General features: G+C 57.4%; 16 protein-coding genes and 3 pseudogenes. 9 read left to right on the top strand and 10 right to left on the bottom strand.

What is annotated here, in order from left to right; genetic code table 11:
* Positions 1-293: 293 nt before the first annotated feature.
* The 6 genes and pseudogenes from IEY38_RS16945 to IEY38_RS16970 all read right to left on the bottom strand — a co-directional run.
* A pseudogene (locus IEY38_RS16945) lies at positions 294-884 on the bottom strand (PD-(D/E)XK nuclease family protein); the annotation flags it as partial.
* 251 nt (positions 885-1,135) lie between these two features.
* Complete coding sequence (locus IEY38_RS16950) at positions 1,136-1,948, bottom strand: DUF6036 family nucleotidyltransferase (protein WP_188979710.1); 813 nt, start codon at positions 1,946-1,948, stop codon at positions 1,136-1,138.
* Complete coding sequence (locus IEY38_RS16955) at positions 1,945-2,865, bottom strand: helix-turn-helix domain-containing protein (RefSeq protein WP_188979712.1); 921 nt, start codon at positions 2,863-2,865, stop codon at positions 1,945-1,947. The genes IEY38_RS16950 and IEY38_RS16955 overlap by 4 nt, the downstream gene beginning before the upstream one ends.
* Positions 2,866-3,059: 194 nt before the next feature.
* Complete coding sequence (locus tag IEY38_RS16960; RefSeq protein WP_188979714.1) at positions 3,060-3,296, bottom strand: twin-arginine translocation signal domain-containing protein; 237 nt, start codon at positions 3,294-3,296, stop codon at positions 3,060-3,062.
* Between the two features lie 173 nt (positions 3,297-3,469).
* Positions 3,470-3,979: a universal stress protein gene (locus tag IEY38_RS16965; RefSeq protein WP_188853472.1), complete on the bottom strand. Its 510-nt coding sequence runs from the start codon at positions 3,977-3,979 to the stop codon at positions 3,470-3,472.
* Positions 3,980-4,108: 129 nt separating this feature from the next.
* Positions 4,109-5,257: an FAD binding domain-containing protein gene (locus IEY38_RS16970; RefSeq protein ID WP_188979716.1), complete on the bottom strand. Its 1,149-nt coding sequence runs from the start codon at positions 5,255-5,257 to the stop codon at positions 4,109-4,111.
* Between the two features lie 196 nt (positions 5,258-5,453).
* Here IEY38_RS16970 and IEY38_RS16975 point away from each other — a divergent pair, with 196 nt between their 5' ends.
* The 8 genes from IEY38_RS16975 to IEY38_RS17010 all read left to right on the top strand — a co-directional run bounded on the left by IEY38_RS16975 (position 5,454) and on the right by IEY38_RS17010 (position 14,708).
* Complete coding sequence (locus IEY38_RS16975) at positions 5,454-6,560, top strand: tubulin/FtsZ family protein (protein WP_188979718.1); 1,107 nt, start codon at positions 5,454-5,456, stop codon at positions 6,558-6,560.
* 358 nt (positions 6,561-6,918) lie between these two features.
* Entirely contained in the window at positions 6,919-7,830 is a 912-nt protein-coding gene (locus IEY38_RS16980) for an acetamidase/formamidase family protein (protein WP_188979720.1), read from the top strand.
* A gap of 244 nt (positions 7,831-8,074) precedes the next feature.
* Entirely contained in the window at positions 8,075-9,439 is a 1,365-nt protein-coding gene (locus IEY38_RS16985) for a bifunctional metallophosphatase/5'-nucleotidase (protein WP_188979722.1), read from the top strand.
* 165 nt (positions 9,440-9,604) lie between these two features.
* Positions 9,605-10,459 carry a hypothetical protein gene (locus tag IEY38_RS16990; RefSeq protein WP_188979724.1) on the top strand — a complete coding sequence of 285 codons (855 nt, stop codon included), beginning with the start codon at positions 9,605-9,607 and terminating at the stop codon, positions 10,457-10,459.
* A gap of 1 nt (position 10,460) precedes the next feature.
* Positions 10,461-12,209 (top strand): ABC transporter ATP-binding protein, encoded by a 1,749-nt coding sequence (locus tag IEY38_RS16995; protein WP_188979732.1) that lies wholly within the window; start codon positions 10,461-10,463, stop codon positions 12,207-12,209.
* Entirely contained in the window at positions 12,206-13,015 is an 810-nt protein-coding gene (locus IEY38_RS17000; protein WP_188979735.1) for an energy-coupling factor transporter transmembrane component T family protein, read from the top strand. The genes IEY38_RS16995 and IEY38_RS17000 overlap by 4 nt, the downstream gene beginning before the upstream one ends.
* A 170-nt stretch (positions 13,016-13,185) precedes the next feature.
* On the top strand, positions 13,186-13,932 hold the full coding sequence (locus tag IEY38_RS17005; protein ID WP_188979737.1) for a 2-phosphosulfolactate phosphatase: 747 nt from the start codon (positions 13,186-13,188) through the stop codon (positions 13,930-13,932).
* Positions 13,932-14,708, top strand: a complete 777-nt coding sequence (locus tag IEY38_RS17010) for a PHP domain-containing protein (protein ID WP_188979739.1) — start codon at positions 13,932-13,934, stop codon at positions 14,706-14,708. Before IEY38_RS17005 ends, IEY38_RS17010 begins: the two co-directional genes overlap by 1 nt.
* A gap of 9 nt (positions 14,709-14,717) precedes the next feature.
* Here the strand turns inward: IEY38_RS17010 and IEY38_RS21320 are convergent.
* A pseudogene (locus IEY38_RS21320) lies at positions 14,718-14,792 on the bottom strand (site-specific integrase); the annotation flags it as partial.
* Positions 14,793-15,033: 241 nt separating this feature from the next.
* Positions 15,034-16,278: an inorganic phosphate transporter gene (locus IEY38_RS17015; RefSeq protein WP_188979742.1), complete on the bottom strand. Its 1,245-nt coding sequence runs from the start codon at positions 16,276-16,278 to the stop codon at positions 15,034-15,036.
* 412 nt (positions 16,279-16,690) lie between these two features.
* Between IEY38_RS17015 and IEY38_RS21775 the strand changes: the two are divergent.
* Positions 16,691-17,313 (top strand): annotated as a pseudogene (locus tag IEY38_RS21775) (hypothetical protein); the annotation flags it as partial.
* Between the two features lie 185 nt (positions 17,314-17,498).
* On the opposite strand, the gene IEY38_RS17025 reads toward IEY38_RS21775, so the two are convergent.
* Both IEY38_RS17025 and IEY38_RS17030 read right to left on the bottom strand, forming a co-directional pair.
* A complete protein-coding gene (locus IEY38_RS17025) occupies positions 17,499-18,227 on the bottom strand; it encodes a hypothetical protein (protein WP_229775357.1) in 729 nt (242 codons plus the stop codon).
* Between the two features lie 687 nt (positions 18,228-18,914).
* A complete protein-coding gene (locus tag IEY38_RS17030) occupies positions 18,915-19,409 on the bottom strand; it encodes a DUF3592 domain-containing protein (RefSeq protein ID WP_188979743.1) in 495 nt (164 codons plus the stop codon).
* Positions 19,410-19,766: the final 357 nt, after the last annotated feature.

The following is a 19,766-nucleotide window of genomic DNA, read 5'->3' on the forward strand; positions in this document are numbered from 1 at the left end:
CTGGACTCGGGCCAATCGATGATCTGAATCGGATTCAAGGGGGAAATGGAGCGAGGACCAGAACCCACCTACCGGTACGCAGTTGGTAACAAAAACAGTTGTGATATCTGCTTGCAGTCTCTCGGTTCTGTGATTGCTGCACGGCTACGAACACGCTCTCGGAAGGGGTATGTCCAGTCGACTGTCAGCGAGCACGTCACAATTACGATACTCCTTCGGAGGAAATTCCGGAGCGACTCCCAAACTGACTGCCACCCCGTCTGCTGTATCGGGAGTGGCACTTCTCTTCTGGGCTAGTCCCACTCAGAAACCAATTCAACCATAGAACTGAGATCAGATTCTATCTGGGAGTATTCGGTTGGGTCCCAGTCGAATCGCTCTTCGACACCGGCATCAGTGAACCGAAGAGACGCACAGACACTGCGGCTCCGGTCGTGCTGGAGGAGCGCTAGCGCGTAGGCGAGCATCTGGGGGCGATAGTGTTCAGCTAATCCGGCACTCGAGGCTTCCGAGAGGTCGTTCGTTTTGTAGTCGATAATACGGTAGCTGCCGGGGGTGACAAGCAATCGGTCGATATCACCAACAATCCGCGAGTCATCAAGCCGGGCAACGACGGAATACTCATCGTAGGTGGCTTGGAGTTGTGTGTTGGCCTCTACGCGGTCTACAAATTCGACTGCATCTCCAGCGTGCTCGACAGCATCACGGAGGTCTGTTTCCGTCGGTTCTTCGCGACGAGTTTCGATTCGTTCTTCGAGCTGTTCGAGACGCTCCTGTTGGCCACGGATTGCGATATCCATGTCCGAGCCGGCGTCGGCTTTGCGCTCGTACTCCTCGATGAAGGACTCGATCCGTTCTCGTTCCGCCTGTGCGTACTCCTCGAGAGCAGGTGAGCCTCGGCGTGTCGACGAACGGAAGGAGTTTGAGTCCGACCTCTCAGTGGTCGTCCTCGCGAAATCCGTCTTCCTACAGAGGGACCGTTTCTACGGTCGAAACGTTTCCTTCGTTTCCGACTCTATACCTGATGCCGAGATAGAGGCACAGATATATGACACTCTTTTGGAGCCCTCAGAACACCGAGGGCTGCTAAGCGCCTACCCGTTCAGTGCCACGCTCGTCGAGGGTGACGGCCCTGTCAAAGGGTGGTCGACTTCCGACCTATCTCGTTGTCTTCGATCGCGATGACATCCTTCGCTACGAGATGTTCGAGAGCCTCGTCTACGTCCTCGGGAGAAAGGTCGACCGCGGCTTTCAATTCTGCCCGGGAGATCGACTCGTCGAAGGCCTGCAACACTTCGAGCTCCCGGTACACGCGTTCGGTGATTTCGGAGACCCGCTCGGCCAAGGGCGTCGAGATGTTGTGCTGCTCTTCGAGTTCCAGTAGCGCCTGGTTCGCGTGGGTGACGAACAGCTCCTGTCCCAGCAAGTCGATCTGCTGCTCCAGTTCGTCCTCGATAACGTCGAAATCGAGTTCGGTCTGCACGAGGGCGAACATGTCCTCAATGTCGTCTGTCCGCCCGGCGACCGACTTGAACAGGAAGATGTCCTCGGCACTGACCAGCGCGACCGACAGCCTCCCGGCGTCGAGATCGGTTTCGCTCCGCCGGCGCATCCCCTCCGAGAGGACGAGCTTGTCGATCACCTGTTGGTTGAAAATGTCGATACGACACCCGTCGTCGTTCTCGAGGATCCGCTGCGCTCCGAGGTCGCCGTACTCCTCTCCGGGCTCTTTGACGATGTCGTACCCGTTGTCCAGCAAGACTGCCTGTAGCACTCGAAGCTCGTCGCCGCTGCTAACGATGAGGTCGATGTCCTTAGTGGCGTTCTTGAGACCACGGAACGACATCGCACCGCCGCCGATCAGATAGACAGTCAGTTCAGTTTCGAGTTGCCTGCCCACCCGTCGCAGTTCAGACTCGATGTACTCGCTGTCGAACCGCCGCCTCATACTGTCACCCCGTATTCGTCGGCGAGCTCACGGAACTCCTCCCACCGCGGAAGGCGTCCCGACCGACTTTCTCCCTCAGTATCGAGGTATTCGAGGAGGGTCGACACCTGTTCGTCGACCTCGTACTTTTGCGCGGCTTGGAGTACTTCGTCGCGGTCGATTGCCGTCTCGCTGAGCAAGAGGAGGCAGTAGGACTGCGAGCGCGTTCCGTCATCGATTACAAGCATATGACAACACAACTCCGGCGGCGATACCTCATCGATCGACTCCGAGTACAGGTAGTACCGACGCTGACGAGCCATCAACGGGAGGTCGTACGCTTGGAACAATTCTGGCCCCGTCAGGTGGAACGCATCTTCCTCGATATCGGTGCGGGTCTGGACGAGAAACTCGTCCAGCGATTCCCAGAGAATTGTGAACGACTCCGTGTGGTCCTCGATGCGGTGTCTGTGCCGCAAATGCGCAAACTCATGGGCCACGGTAGATAGCTCCTCGAAGTCGTCGTTGAGCCTGTACTTTCCGTCCGACTTGTATATCATCCCGCGGTTCTCCAACGGGGACAACGACCGATGTACCGTGCTTCGATGAACGCCGGCTTGTTCCGCGAGTTGGCTGGCACTCGCCGGCGACTGCAGGCAGTACAGAATCCGTAGCGTTGCGCCGCCGAGCAATTCGGGAAACGGGATGTGGGTGTACTGTTGGACGAAACCGTCGAACAGTTCTATGGCTCGGGCATCTGACCGATTGATCTGCTTTTGCTTTCCCTCACGGCTGGTGTGAATCAGTCCCTTCGACTCCATTCGGATAACGAGTTCGGACACGTAACTACGACTCCGGTTTAGTTCCTCGGCGAGTCCCGAAACTGTCGACTTTCCTTGCAGGGCTTCCAGCGCCCGAAGCTCTGCCTCAGTGTACACTGTGTTGCATATTTACGAAGTAAATATAAATAAATTCGGTGTTTTGCAACACCAGAGCGTCAATCGAGCGACGGTAGAGAAGCACCCTTCCCATCGGTGCGGAGAGTCATATATCATCTCGAACCAGCCACACCGCTTAGTTGATAGGGAAAAGCGAACCGGGAACGTCTGGCAATCCGGGCGTTCAACCTCGGTTAGCAGGTCACGTCTTCGGCTGGGTCAGGAACGGTCTTGGATATTTGTAGCGCCCACAGCCCGGACTCCTTCTGTTCGACGGCCACCCGTGGCAGTGCCGAGGTAAGATCTTCGAGAGCTCCGCTGACATCGTCCGGGCGGGTGTCAGTTACGAGATGGAGCGACTCACCGAGAGCGAGTGCGCCGACCGTCCCCGCGCCCGCCGCGGTCAGGAAGTCGCGCCGTGACAGCTGCACCGGTTATCACTCCGTTGGACAGCGCGTATTTGCATACGTGGGACCCACGCTTTGCTAAGTGAACGATACCACAGGTCTCAATTGGTGAGACAGAGTGCGAAGATATTCGGCGAAAAAGCGTCCAAAGACGCGCTTCTGTTTTCAATACTTGTTTTGCTGAACGACTGTCGTTCCTATTCCGGGAGATAAAAATCGGATTTCGGCTGTCTGTGCGGGGACGTGTTCCTGAGCTTGGCGATCTTGGACGGGTTGCGATGTCGAACGATGACAACGTCGTAGGCATCGTCCGAGGCAATCGACCCGCCAACACTGCTGATGCTTGTAACGAGATGACCGGCGTTTTCGCTTCCGATGAATACCATTGAGGCGTCTTCTCTCTTGGCCATCTTACGGATAGCTTTCGCTACAGCCCCAGCCGGCGCGTATCGATCTACGACTGTATGGCGGAAATCCGAACTCGGACACAGGTCCATCACCTGTTCATGCAGTGAGGTGACGACCGTCTCCAGATCGAAGTCCTCGTTCGGCCCGATCCAGTCGTGTTCCCGAGCGTACTTGGCATTCCCATCCCGGATAACACTGACGGCCAGCACATCCTCTTCGAAGACAGTGCCGAACTCCGTCGCCCGGACGAGTGCTGCCTCGGCTAGTTCGGAACCGTCGAACGGGACAACGAGGGTCATATGCTGACTAGCGGAGCAGCAGACAAGTAGCACGCCGTCCATTCTTACAACGCGAGAAGACGGCGCCAGAATCTAAGAGCCAGTACCGAACCTATACCCGAGAAAACCCGCACGTAGAACGGTAGTCCATCAACTCCCAAGTGACAACCGTTCGTCGCCCATTCGCTTGCCCTGCGCAACGAGACGCGCTCCGTAGTTGGTCCGGGCATCATCCCAGGACGCCAGTGCGTCTCCAAGGGAACTGTGGCGGTCGAGAGCAGCCTTGAGTTCAACAGCATCACTCGCCGCCTTCGAAGTGCCAGCGGCCGTGTGCGGGCGGGCGACGAACGCCGCATCACCGAGCAGACAGACTCTATCGACTGTCATCTGGGGGATTTGCAGGTCGTAAATCGCCTGCACGAAGGGGGCTGCCGTTGTTGCAACGAGGTCGGTAAACACGGGCGGCAGTATCTCGGCTGCCCGCTCGCGCTGGCGAGTTTCGACTGGGCCTCGGAGTTGCCCCGGCGACACGCTGAACTGCTGGCTTGCTCCTGTTGTGTCGGTGAAGATCGTCTCATGCTCTCGCCCGGAGAGCGTATCGTACCAGACCCAGTTGAGACGGCGGTCACCGGAAGCGGTGCTGCCGTCTTCGCCAGGGATGAAGTACGCAAGAATGAGCATTTGTTCCCCCTGATAAAAGATGAAACGGCCATCGAACGCGTCGACAACTGTGTCCGACAGGTCCGCTTCCGGGACGACACCACGCCAGGCGACGTAGTCAGCAAACTCCGGGTCGGTGTCGGGAAACAGTTGCGCCCGGGCTGTAGACCGCCCGCCGTCGGCAGCGACGACCAAGTCGGCGGTGGTCCGATCCCCGTCGGCGAATCTAACCGTGCCGTCTGTGGCCCTGACGCCCGTGACAGTCCGACCGGTGTGGTACCGTTCGTCCGGGAACGCCGCTCGCAACTGCCGATAGACGGCGTCCCAGGAGGTGAAAACCATTGAATCTGGTGTTGATGTCCGTACATCGCCGTCAGCGGTCAGAAAGCGCCGCTCACTGGCTCGGGTGGTTATGCGCGCTGGGTCGACGATGTCGTGGTGCGAGAGGAACCGGCGGATTGACTGCTGGGCGACGATGCCGCCGCCGCGACTTCGCAGGTCGCCGGCCGATTGTTCGGCGATAGTTACCTCGTGGCCTGCACTACCGAGAGCGATGCCGGTAAACAGGCCACCCATCGATCCGCCGGAGATAGTGACAGACAGGGAATCGGATGGCTCGTTGGCGAGGGCCTGAGACACGGCCTCTCTCAGCGCTTGCCGCATGAAAAGCCTCTGGTCCGACGGATGCTGGTGGTCTGGCACAGGGACACCAGACGTAGGAACCGCTAACGAAGCTCGTTCCCTGTTTTCCATTGTACCTCATCATGCGATGAGGTTCCGGTGGGGCCTCGTACCGAGTCGGATTATTAATATCAGTCTACACTAAATGCGACGTATGCGAGTCGCGGCAGTCGGAATCGGTGGTGCTGGAGGCCGGATCGTCGAGCGGCTGTGGCAGGACAACGACCGCCGCGAGACAACGTATCTCGGCGCGGCCTGTGCCCTCGACACGGACACCGAAGCACTCACTGAACTCGACGCACTCCCGAATGACCGTCGGCACACCTTCGGACTCTCCGAAACAAACGGGAGCGGAACGAACGGTGACCGGACGAACGGTGCCGCCGCCATCGAAGACGAACGGCTCGAAGTGCGCCGGGCAATAGACGAATTGGCTACGAGCGATATCGACGCCATCGTCCTCGTGGCCGGGCTTGCGGGCGGAACTGGCAGCGGTGCCACGGCCCACGTTGCCGATGCACTCAGAGAGGTCTACACGATCCCAGTCTACTGTCTGTCGGTGTTGCCCGCCGGCAGAGACGACGAAGCAGCCGCGAACACCATCCAAGCACTTCGAGCGCTCGAAGCGACCGTCGATGGGCAGATACTGTTCGACAACGAAGCGTGGCTCGGGAGCGGGCAGACAGTCGATGGGGCCGCCGAGACACTGAACGAGACGGTCGTGACGCGGCTGGGGGCGCTGTTCGCAGCAGGTGAGGCGACGGCATCTGAGGCAGTCGGCCAGAGTGTCGTCGACGCCAGCGAAATAATCAACACCCTCTCAGACTCGGGCTTCACGGCGCTTGGCTACGCCAGTCAGGACCTGCAATCGGCCGACGGCGGCGGTGACGGGACAGTCATAGACCAGCTCAAGAACCGTTTTCTCGGCGACAACTCAGACGACGTCGACGAAATCGAGGCATACAACGCCGTCGAGACGACACTTCGCCGAGCGGTCCGTGGCAAACTGACGGCCCAGTGCGAGCTGGACTCGGTCGATAGAGCCCTGGCCGTGTTTGCCGGGCCGCCCGCGTGGTTGATCCGGGATGCCGTTACCGACGGGCGGCGATGGCTCACGGAGGAACTCCAGTCACCAGAGGTGCGAAGCGGCGATATGCCGACGCCCGGTCGAAACACGTTGTCGGTTCTGGTCGTACTCAGCGGCGTTTCAGAACTGCCGCGGCTGGTGGAACTCAAAACATTGGCCGACGAATCGGAATGAGACGGCCCGTTAGATTCTCGCGTTAATACACGCTAGCTTCAGCAAATGATCGTGGGGCGGCGACCATGCGGGTGGAACTGTCGAGTGGCAACCGTCCGTGCAGCTACAAGTCAACTGACAACCACGGACTCTACCAGTCGCGACTTTCTTCGCTCGCATCGTCTGACCTTCGAAGGCAAGTCGATGGAGTGTCCCAGTTTAGCGATGGCCGGAGACAGCCTCTCGGCCCGTGCCGTGTCGTACTTTTGATCGAGTCTCGTGAGGCTGGAGTCAGGCGGCTCGAAGTACGGAAAAACGAGATCAAGGCAGATTTCACTCAAATAGATTTATAAGTGACAGTTTTCAACGAAATCGTACGATGGCACGGACTGTCATATCATACAAAGATGGCCATGTCTACGAGTTCGCTCCGAATATGGAACCGCTGTATACGGCTGCAGACGGGGAATCACTCACGTTTGAAACCATCGATAGCCTGAACAAAGCCGTTCAGTCAGACGCTGATCTGATGGATGCGATCCCTGAAGAAGTGAATGCGGCTACGGGGCCGGTCGCTGTTGAGGGAGCCACACCCGGCGATGTCCTCAAGATTGAGATCGAAGACGTACGAGTCAACGAGGACTTGGGTCGCGTAATTACGGCACCGGGGTTTGGACTCCTCCAGGATCACGAAAACATCGAACACCCAGCGACGCGCGTGACGGAGATAACCAACGACGGTACGTCACTCTCGTTCAAGGATATGGAGATCCCAGTTGACCCTGTCATCGGGACCATTGGCGTGGCAACATCTGAGGAAGCGATGTCGACCTTGACGCCACACGACCACGGCGGAAATCTCGATACGACGGATATGACCACCGGGACGACAGCCTATTTTCCGGTGTTCCAAGACGGTGCGATGTTAGCGATGGGTGATTCGAAGGCTGCGATGGCAGACGGTGAAATGTGTGGTACTGGTGCCGAAATCGGAACCGAAATCGACGTCACCGTCTCAGTAATCGCGGACGCTGCTGTCGACCTTGAGCGCCCACTCGTCGACACTGGTGACGCGTGGAAGACGGTTGCAAGTGCCGAAACGATGGAAGATGCGGTCAAGATGGCAAACGAGGACCTCATCGAATTACTCGCTGCCGAACACGATTACACGCTGACCGACGCTTACCTCTTTTCGAGCCTCGTTGGCGGCCTCGAAATCAGCCAAGTCGTCGACCCACTCGTTACTGTGCGCAACTCGATTCCGAACGAATATCTCTCAAATCCGTTCTAACTATCGCAGCGAATCAGCCCTGTTGGTACTTGGCGGGACGACAATTTCAATGGGGACACTCATCTGGATAGTGGATCTCTACTCGCCCTGCTACCGGTATTCCGCAAACTAGTGGCGCTGAACCCGGTGTACACCGCTACACGACCTCGCGACCTTCCAGAACCAACACCTCTGCTATCGGCCCCCTGACAAGAAGCTACAAACGGTATTCACTTCTATGCCCCGCTGGAATCGGTTCCGAAAGATGTCGATCCGGTTGCTCCACTACTCTGACATTGAGAACGCTTGCGACGACCCCGTGCGAATGGGTCGGCTTGCTGGAACGATCCGGTCGATCCGCGGTGAGGATACTGTAGTCGCTGGCACCGGCGACAACACTGCACCGGGTGTCCTCGCCCATTACTACGAGGGGCATCAAGCGATGCCGTTTTTCGGGGCAGTGAGTACCGACGTCGAGACGGTAGGGAACCACGATTTCGACTTTGGGACTGCCCCCATTCTAGACGTGATCTCGAAGAGTCCACAGGAGTGGATCGTCGCGAACGTTTTTGAAGGGGAGAGTGAGGACGAGCGTGGCGTTCCATTCGCTGGGTTAGACGGAACGACGGTCCTGCACCGAGACGGGCGGCGAGTCGGATTCGTCGGCGTCATCGATCCAGCGACTCCCCGGATTGCACCCACCGGCGCGTCAGAGCTGAACGTGACCAGTCCGGTCGAGAGCGTGTGGACAGCGGTCAGTGAACTCGGTGACAGTGTCGATCATTTCGTCGTTCTCGCACACTTGCGGAGCGACCTAGAGACCGCCGTTGCGGCCGTCGAGGGCGTCGACGTGGTCCTCGGCGGCCACGTCCACACGGAACGCCACGAGATTGTCGACGGAACACTGGTCGTCCGTCCCGGAGCGAACGGGCAGGTGGTCTGGGAAATCGAGCTCTTCGACGGGACTTGCTCGCCGAGTGCCACCCGTCACTCGACAGCTGAGGGACCTCTCGACGAATCCGTGGCTGACACGACACGCGAGCAGCTGGCCGATGTCGGCTTGCTGGAGACTGTTGCCACTGTCGACGACCCGATCCATCGAGGTCTCGACCGGCGAACCCGCGGCGAGAGTCGTGTTGGCAACCTCGTGGCCGACGCCTATCGCTGGGCGGCTGATACCGACGTCAGCTTCGTCCCCAATGGCGGTCTTCGAGAGGGGCGACCCCTGTCCGGCGAAGTCACGGCTGGCGAGGTGGCCAGTGTACACCCCTTCGGCGGTACGGTAGAAGCCCTCCACGTCACGGGTGAACAGCTACAAGCCCTCTTGCAGGCGGCCTTCTGTCCCCACCGCGAGGACGGACGGCTCTGGCACGGCGACGTCAGCGGAATGACCGTCGAGTACGATTCCGCGGCTGGACGGCTAATCGGTGTGGCTGTCAACGGCCAGAGTCTCGAAGCCAGTCGAGAGTACAGCCTTGCCACCAACTCCTACGTCGTCTACAGCGATGACTGGCCGATTCCACACGAGACAACCGTCGAGTCGTTCGGTCTCCCGTTCAAGACCGTCGCAGATTACGCTCGCGAAGAGGGCATCACTGTCCCGGTGGGTGGACGACTCCAAGACTGCTGACCGGGTGTCGCCACGGATGCCTCTTTCTGCGGTACCATCCCACGTTATTGGAGACATCTAAACAGGGCCGTATATAGTATTATGAGCCACGGTGGACAGTTCATAGTAGTCAGTATATGTATTATAAATATTCAAACACGTCATCAGCATGCGTTCCAGTGTAGCATGAGCACACTCTCGGCTGATACGGAGGGTTGGTTATCGTTTGGTAAACAGGACATGATGGTGTTCATACTCGTTATGTCTCTTACCGGGTTGCAGAATGCGTTCACAGAAATCATGCCTGAGTTCACGGTCGGACCGCTAGAACTGGGCGTTGGTGGCTTCATCTTTATCCCGATCGTGCTGGTGCTACTCTTCAGGACCTACTGGGCTGCAGTAGCTGTGCCTGTTGGCGAGATCGTATTCGGCGAAATACTGCTCGGTGAGTTCGATGGACTGGGTGCCATGGAGGGATTGCTCCTCATCCCTGTTTGCTATTATTTTGCCGCGAAACTGCTTCAGGACCCGGAAAACACCACTCAGTTGGCAATTGTCGTGTTTCTGGCTGAGGCACTCGAAGAGTTCTTCGCCACGTTCATCGATATTGGAAAGGTGTATATCGGGGTTGAAGAATTGGAAGCCGTACCCGGTCTCCCCGAGAGCATTATCGTCCTTGAAGGGGTCGACTTCCTCACACAGCTGCTGATCACGGGGATTCTTTTCGGCGTAATCCCCGCACTGTATCTCTACCCCAAGCTTCACGGGAAAGTCGAACCGCTGCTCGGTATGGAACCGTTTGAGGGTGAACGTGGCGGGTCGATGTGGCATGGCTTTTCGCCGAAGGCGCTGTTGGCGGTGCTTATCACCTTCCCGCTCGCCTTTGTGGCCGAGGCTGCCAGCGAAGTCGGTGGGGCGGTCAACGTAGTCTGGGAGCCGGAATTCCTCGCGACGTTCGGCCAGAGTTACATTGTAGTCCCCATTGTCGTCTCCGCTATCGTGGCCTCCATCGTCTGGTACCGCGCAACGCAAACGGCCTAAGATGATGACAACGACACATAACTCTCACATTGACGTTGAACAACTGCAGTTCCAGTATCCTGGTGCTGAGGAAGCCGTGTTGTCCGGGGCAGATCTGACAATCGAACCCGGCGAGTTCGTCGCCATCATCGGTGGGAACGGGTCCGGCAAGACGACGCTGTGTAAGTCGTTTAACGGGATCATCCCCCATTTTTACGAGGGGGATATGCGAGGACAAGTTACCGTCGCTGGACACGATGTCTCGGAAAGCTCTGTTGCAGAGCTCTCTCAGCATGTCGGCTACGTGTTCCAGGAGTTCGACAACCAACTTGTTAGTCCGACTGTATTCGAGGAAGTCGCGTTCGCCCCGATGAACTATGGGCACGAGGACTACCGCGAGCGAGTCCACCGGACACTAGATCTGCTTGATTTGAGTGGGCTGGAGGACCGTTTCGTCTGGGAACTCTCCGGCGGGCAAAAACACTTGGTTGCGCTGGCAGCAGCGTTATCGCTAGACCCCGACATCCTCGTCGTCGACGAACCAGCGGCACAGCTTGACCCAGTCAACGCCCGAGAGACCTACGACCGCCTCGCCATGCTCAACGAAACCCATGGGAAAACCGTGGTCACTATCGAGCATCAGACAGAGTTCATCGCTGAATATTGTGATAGCGTTGTCCTCGTTGAGGATGGCATTGTCAGTTGGAAACTACCGGTCGAGACGGCACTCAATCAGCTCGAAGATCTCAGAGGGCAGGATGTCCATCCCCCACAGGTCACGCGTATCGCCGAGCGCGTCCTTGATGATGCTTGCCCACTCCCGGTGACACTTGCGGATGGCCTTGATTTGTTCACCGATTACGGTAGCACCACTGGAACACGAACTGATGGACCATCGGAAGGAAACCGGACAGGGAAGCCTGTCATCTCATTCGATAACGTCTCGCATTCATACGAGACACTCCGAAGCGGGACGAAAGAAGTTCTCGATACTCTCTCACTGGATGTCTACCCGGACGAACGAGTCGTCCTCGCCGGCAGCAACGGTGCTGGGAAATCCACGCTCATGCAACTGGTGACTGGCTTGGAAACACCCGACGAAGGGACGGTAACCGTCGGTGGAACGGACACTGAAGATGTACTCCCGGAGCAACTGGCCGAGGAGGTTGTGTACGTCAAACAGAACCCCGAAGAGATGTTTATCGACGATAGTGTCCGAGCTGATGTCGCCCACTATCTCGACGACAGGGACTACCCGAACGTTGAGCAGCGAGTGGACGAGGTGATCGAATTCCTCGACTTGGAGACCCTCCAGTCCCGGGATGGCCGTCTGCTCAGCGTCGGCCAGCAGCGACGGGCGTCACTGGCGATCGGGCTGGCGACGAACCCGTCGATTATCTTGCTTGACGAACCAACCGGCAGTCTCGACCTCGCAAGCCGTGAGGAGGTCGGTCGAACCATCAACCGGGCAGGCGAGCGTGTCGAGACGGTCGTGATTGCGACACACGACCTCGAACTCGCGGCATCGTGGGCGACTCGTATCGTCGTCCTCCACGACGGTAACATCATCGCTGACGGTCCGCCAAGTGACGTGTTTGCTGACCTTGCCGCCCTCAAACAAGCAAATCTTCGCCCGCCGCAAGTGGTCCGCCTCGGGACAGAACTCGGTCTTAGTCCCGCACCGCTCACAGTCGAGGCATTCACAGACCGACTGAGCACGGCAAGTCCGTCGACCGAACCATCGAAACCGGCCGTGGAGGAGCAGCAATGACGACACTCGATGCGCTTCGCGATGCCACGTCTGTCGAGACGATCAAAGCTGACCTGCTCCGGACGGCCTACGAGAATGAAGGTTCGTTCCTCCACCGCTTGGACCCCAGAGTCCTGTTACTCTGGTATGCCGTCTTCTTGTTCGTCCCGTGGCTGTTCTATGATACGACCATCCTTCTCGGACTGCTAGCGTTCGTGTCGGTGCTTGCAGTACTGTCGCGGGTCAGCCTGTTTCTCGTCGGACTGATGGCGTTTACTGTGGCAACGACGTTAGGATCGTACGCTGTCGTGACTGTCTTCACGGGTGATCCCGTCGCGGCAATTCGAGCGCTAATTCCGTACACGCTGAAGTTAACGATCATCTCCGTATCGAGTTTGGCAGTGTTCTCGAGCATGGGCCCGAAGACCCTCTCTCAGGGCCTCAGAAGTCTCGGGATTCCACGACAGTTCACGTTCCTCATCACGTACGGCTACCGGATGCTCCCAGTGCTGTTTCAGGAATACCACGATCTGGTGAACTCGTTCCGGCTACGGAGTACGGCTCCTGACTCACCCGGGCGATTCCGCTGGCGTCATTATGCCTACCTGCTGAAGCTATCGGTACGTGCGTTCTATCCGATGATATTCAATGTTGCAAAGCGAAGTCGAGTCACTGTCGAGGCTATGGAAGCCCGAGGATTTTCGCACTCACTAGCTAACGAGGCAAGTACGGAGCTTCGACTGGCAGATATGCAGATCCGACCCATGGATGTCGGATTCTTTGCCGGCTCTCTCTTTGTCGTTGCCGCGCTCGCGCTTTTCCTTTAATGTCTTTCCACCCTCTTCGTGTTCTCATTCTCACTCTCAGACTGCCGTTCCGATTGGTTGTACAGGGGATCTACTGGTGTTGTACAGACTTATTGAGGCATATATATCGAGTGTAACGGGTGTATAGCACTCTTAGCGGTCCTTTTGACATGACGGATTGAGTGAGAGCTGTGAGCTTGATTACTGGTAACTCACTCGAATCGAAACTGCTGGAGACGATTATCCTCGGACGTGCAAAGATCCCGGATGACCCCGATCCAGGGAACTATGTCGTCGTCGACGTAGCGCAGTTCTCGACGACGGTCCCAGAACTATTTGCAAATGGCGCGGAGTATATTTACATTACCGAGGAACGGGGGAACGAACCAGCATTCAAGGCTGAGCATCCAGACGCGAAAATCGGCGGGAGTTCCGGCCCAGATTATCGAGGCGAAGAAGGATATGACTTCTTTAATTCGCCGAGTTTTGTGCAGGATATTGACGTCGCTGGTCGACCGACTGCGATGACCTCGACCAACGGTGGGAACGCAGTCACGGATCTTCGCTTAGCAGGCGGTGACGACATCGATATCTACGTTGGTGGGTTGACTAACGGGAAAGCGGTTGCCAACTATCTCGCAGACAGCGACCGCGGGACGTATTTCGTTGCCGCCGGCTCAAAAGGGAAACCCTCACCTGAGGATCTCGTTGGCGCGCTGTATATTGCGCGACAACTGCACGGGAAGCCACTGACACCGGAGCAACGCGACATCTATCGGGAGGTCGTTCAGTTTGGGAAGGGGCCGAAGTACGAGGAGAAACCACAGATCAAACGGACGGATCTTTACGAGTACACACTCGCGTTCGACAGCCGTGACATCGTTCCGAAACTGGACGGGCAACGACTCTATGACGTAAGTGGCGAGAGCGAGACCTGATGCAGACCGATATCCACACGCATACCACGTACTCGGATGGGTCGGACCTGGACGCAATGATTACCGCGGCCGAACAGGCTGGCTTGTCTGCACTCGGGCTGACCGATCATTGTATCGTCACTGCAGACGACTTCGGGCGACGTGCGAGATACGACCTCGTCGAAACGTATCGACAACGCCGGGAGGATATTCGTGCTGCCAGAGAGACGACTGACCTCCGACTGTACGATGCTGCCGAGGTAAGCTACGTCGAAGGGACCGAGTCGCGAATTGCGGCGTTTCTCGACACGGCCGACTTCGCATACACTATCGGGAGCGTCCACTTCGCAGACCAGTACGACTACACCAGTGGGACGCAGTACGGCACTGCGTCACCAACCCAACGCCGGAGAGCCGTCGAGCGGTACTACGATGCGGTAGTTCCACTCATCGAATCTGAACTCTTCGATGTACTAGGGCATCTTGACCTCCCAGAACGCATTCCAGCATTGCGGCGACACACAACTCGAGAAGATTACGAACGGGTCGCGCGAGCGCTTGTTGACTCCAAGACAGTCCCTGAAGTAAACGCTGGCCGCGTCCACGGCTCACTTGGCCGAGTACATCCTGACCCAGCGGTGCTAGATCTGTTCACCGAGTACGGAATCCAGTTCGTTCTTGGATCGGACGGCCACACGCCTGCAGAACTCTCGCAGCGAGTCCCCGAACTACGAGCGGTAACTGGAACACTAGACCGGTATCCTGTTTCTGATGTGCTACACGACAATCAACCGTGAGTTCTGAAAATCCTCGTCATCAGAGACGGCGACGAGTTCCGCGCTTCGGGCTCCTGCGTAGGCGAGCAAGAAGCCGAGTGCCTGCGGTACTGCGGGGTCGGGGAACAGCTGAGGCGGCCTCGCCCTTTCTGCGTCCGCTAGAACGGTGGATGGCTGGCCGACTGACATGACCGGTTGAACAGGTGTTCGTTCCCGCTCGCCGCTGCCGTCTACAGGTGAGCAAAACTCACCGACGTCCCGTTCACTGCATTCGCGGGACCCTCGCGTCGCTCGCGACCCACCATTCCGGGTGTGTATCACCGCTTGTATAGCGTCCGACCACCGCTCACAGCAGCACTGCGAACACCGGGTAGGAAACGGCAACTGCCAGCGAGGGTGTCAGGACCCACATCGTGACGATCCGCTTGGCTGCCGCTGGGTCGAAGAGGCTCCGCTCGTCGAGATCGGCCGGCCCCTCTGCACCGATGTCCGGAACATCCGGGACCGCTTCTGACCCCTCCGCAGGCTCTTCGTGTCGGGCGATGTCTCCGATGGTCGGACTCGCTGGCGCCTCCTCGGCGCGTGATGTAACCAGTGCCCCCGTCGCGACGTCGAGCTCCGACCGCTCGGGCGTCGGTGTGGCTAACTCCGAAAGCGTTGCAGCCCGACTCGCCCGCCCCCAGCCAAGCCCGATAATCGCTGAGGTAGTGCTGACCGCGAGACTCGCAGGGATGCCCAAGTATGAGAGGATCGTAATGACCGTCCCACCGACGACGGAGACGATCAGCGACGCGAGGATCGGGAGTTCCGTGATGTCGTCCCCGACTGTCTCCAGCGTACGCCGGGCGATGGTGAAACTCCCCAGCCCGAAGGCTACCACCGCGAGCAGGACTCCTTGGTCGACGGTAAGGGCGCCGCCTTCTCCGACAAGGGGTGCCACGGCGTTCGCCGCGTTCGACGCGCCCGCCGAGAACGCCATATAACAGCCGATGAGGACCACCGAAAGTGACCCGACGACGTCCTGTGGCGACGCGTTTTTGTTCAGATATGGGCGTGGAATTGTCCCTGAGCGGTCGATCTGGACGAAGTGGAGATCGAACTTCGTGAACGCGACGTAGCGGTCGAGATACGGGTAGAGGTAGCGCCCGACCACGAGCCCGATGGCGAGGCTCACCAGTGGGGCGACGATCCACGCTGAGACGATGACGAACATCAGCGCTTGGTTGAGCGTGCCCGACGCGAGCCCCAACCCGACGATGGCGCCGACAGCCGTCATCGACGTGGAGGCTGGGACGCCGTAGAGATTCGATATCAACAGCGATGCGCCCGTAAAAAACAGAACCCCGACGCTTGCAACGGGCGTGAACTGGGCTGCTGGCACGATACTGCTGCTCATTGTCGCGATGACGTTCCGACCTACGGTCCATGCCCCGAGGAAGCCGAAGCCGACGAACAGCACTCCCGCAGTCGCCTTCCGAACGAGGCGTGAGCCCACCGCCGGCCCGAACGCTACACCTGTCGACGAGCCGCCGATGTTGAAGCCAACGAACACGGCGACAGCGATGCCGGCGACGGTTAGCAGTGACACCATTGTGTGGGTCAACGACTCCGGAGTTTCAAATAATCCCCGACGTTCTTCTGAAGTCGTGTCTCGATGCTGTCACGCTGTCCGAGTTACAAGCGTTCATCCTCAGTGCCGTGCTTAACGAGTACGATCATCTCCCTCGTAATTCTGCACGTTCAGGGAACGGGAAGTGTCACTTGGCTGCAGTAGGCCGACCTCCACCGGGAGTAGCATCCAAGCAACAGGCTTCGCGACGGAATAAAAGGCTTCTCTGGAAGGTATCATCCGGAACGCGGTCGAAGCGGAACCCGATATCATCTCGTTGGGTATTCCGATGCCTGATGACAGGAGACGATGGGAACGGCGCTCATTGACGGAGCTACCGCCATCCGCCCACGATCACGACTGCTGCGAGTACGGCTGCGCCGGCGTCGACTGAACCAGCTTCGGTCATCACGAGGAAGTCCGGACCTCGATGGAGTCGTGGGCTCCCGATGCCGGTGATGATTACGACGCTGATCCTGGCTACTGGCGCTTTCACGTTCTCCTGACGTCTCCTAATGAGATGAGCTTCGGGCAGCTAGTCGGCGAACCCGAGGAGAGACATAAGAAGGCCAAGACAGTGCTTGCCTGGGCTGCGGACTGTATCGACACCGACGTGCTCCAAGAGATTGAGCGGTCCAAGCCAAGGATATCAAGCAAGCGTGGCGAGATGCAGCAGAGGCCGAACTGACCCGGCGTGAGATCGAACAGTTTGCTGAGGACCCGCCGGACGAACTCGATGGGTGGACGAAACTTGACGCCGACCACGACGCTGTCACGGTGGCCTACGTCGCTGACAACCACGGAATACCGTCGGTTGCGACCGTCTTCGAGAGCGCTAACGGCGAGTTGAAGACACTTGAGCTTACGCTGGAGGAATGGAAAGAGAACGACAGTGACCCTCGCGATGCGAGGCCGAACCGGTACTGTGTGACGACTGATGGCGACAGGGCCTACGCCGGTCTTCGGTCACATTTGCTGACCTTCGAGGTTGAGCCGATGGAGCGACTTGAACTGTAGGTTGCTCCAGCGATCAGTACAGGTGGTGCAGTGAGCATCCACACGAGCGGAGTGAGTGCAGTATCCTGAACGCGAGCGAATCGAATGCACGCCCGAGGCAGGAAAAGGTAGCTTCCCAGACTCTCTGAACGGCTATTTCACCGAAAACAGCGTCCGACCAGTAGAGTTCAACAGTGTCGCTGAAGCTACTTTTCGGGCATCCACGCTGGCCGGGGGACCGTCGCGTTTCCAAACTCAGAAACGTCGTATATCGTCTGGTGAGTGAACTTCTCGTTCCCTCTCGTGATATTGTATTCTGCGATATATCCTTCCTCAGCAACAATGATGTGCCCGGTTGCGGTATTGGCTGGGACAAAGTCAGGGTCTCTGATACCAGTCACAGTGTATCTGACAGCTGTCGTCCCCTCAACAATAACAGTCTCTGTCGCGTTTATTTCGAGACTCAGCAAGGGCCGTCGAAGTCCCTCGTGCGAGGCGACACGGTCTCGTTCCCAATCCTCACCGGGACGCTGTTCCAACTCGCCTGATATTCGATCATACTTGTACACACCATCAGCGTTATAATATGTGTGTGAGTCCGTACCGTACCTCGTATCGACAAACCGCATTTCGGCGGTGCCAGCATCGGCATCGAGCGTTCGCACTATCGTTTGGTTCGTGCCTCCGCTGATAGTAACCAACCGGCTTTTGTGAGAGGTATTCTTCACTGCCTCAGAGTGCGTTTGCAGTGCAGTAGAGACGTTTGAGACTGTTATCCCCTCCTGAGACCACCCCGGTGGATAGGAAAAGTTTTCGACCGTCGAGTCGGGAGTCTGGGTCTGGTGGTCTGTGGTAGGTACCCCAGCACAACCAGCCAAGAGGATGACAACAGCCAGTGTTATCGCAGGGAGGGCATCTTGAGGGCGGTTGACCATATCAGCACAAATTAGCTACCAGTAAAGATGCTTGTGATCGCTCTCTATCAGGACAAGCAATGTATTCGAGATAGGTCCGTATCGATTGGATAGCCGAATTTGGACGAAAATCAGTTACTGGTGCTCAGAAAGCAGGTCTACCTTGGATCTGGTTCACTCGCTTTCACAGGTAATTTTCTCAGGCTGGATCAACAGGTCCCACATACTGGCTCGTGATCGTGTCACTGTCTCGCCACTGCAAATAGTAAATTACGGTCATCGATAGTCTTCGTGGTAAGCGTACCCGCTATTTGTGAAATCTCTGCCTTCTCACGCGCCTCGGAAAGTTGGTCCTCCCAGTCATCTTCGTCCCAGTCCTCCGGTGTGTCGGGCTAGTCTGTGGATTGATCGCCCGTTTCGGCTGCCACTTCTAGGTCTGCACAGAGTGTCTCGATATCCTCGATGCTCGTTCGTATATCTCAGTCAACTCTGGGGGGATCGAGTCACGGTCAATGGCTCGGCGTTTTTCGAATCCGGTCTCGGCATGGGCGCGATCGGGCATGTGCTAACCAACGCACTCTCATTAGTTGTCGGTTGTGTTGGTTAGCTACGTGGAAGTGCGATTACGGTCGGTTACAAGCTAGCATTATCCCTGCTCCAGCGATTGGTCAGGATTCTCGAAGACGGCGGTCAATTATACGTGGTGGCTCAGATCTTTCTCACTGCGGAAAAAGCTGCAAAGAGAGCGAATAATCCACCAATGCCGATAGCTATGATTGGTGCACTCGATGTTTTGTTCTTTAGAAACGCATCTCCTGGCTCGTCTGGCGACACATATGCAGTCGTCTGTGTTCCCTGTTCGTAATCTTCAACCGCTGATTCGGCTGCTGATCGTGTCTCATAATTACGCTCAATATTCGCTGGATAGAGTTTTGTTCCAGTGTATTTTGTCCCATTGTACGTGTATTCAAATTCGACGGTTGGTTCGTACTCTACGCCCGGGTTCGATGATGTGCCACTATCTGTCTCGATGCTGAGTTCTGTGACGGTCGCGTCCACTTCAACCGAATTTCGAACCGCTTCGGTCTGCTGGACGTAGTCAAATCCGCCGTAGCCGGCGATAGCAATACCGACAAGCATGTATAGTACTGCGCCGCCCAGGGTATCAGGACCGTTCACACTGAGATCTGAATCCTTGGCCATACTACCAGCCCCCTTCAGATTCTTCGGACGTTCTCGGCACCCAATTGTCACCGCAGTCCCTGAGTAATTGTGGACTAGCTCGCTTCTGTAACTGAACGTGACAGGGCAAGCAGGGGGTGTCTACAGTTCGGATATAATGCCGTGAGAGTGGACCGTGGGGCCTCTGGAGGGCGGAATTCACAACGTAGCATCCTGTTCTCTAGTCACTAAAAAGATGTTATAGAACAGTTTGCATACCCTCAACAGCGCCTTCTATCAGATGGTTAATACAAACGGTACTGCCCAGTTGAGCCAGTTTGAGACGTGAGCAGTTCGTGTCCGTTTGCCCATTTGCTACCAGACAATCTGCTACCTGTC

Source organism: Haloarcula sebkhae, assembly GCF_014647415.1.
GTDB lineage: Archaea > Halobacteriota > Halobacteria > Halobacteriales > Haloarculaceae > Haloarcula > Haloarcula sebkhae.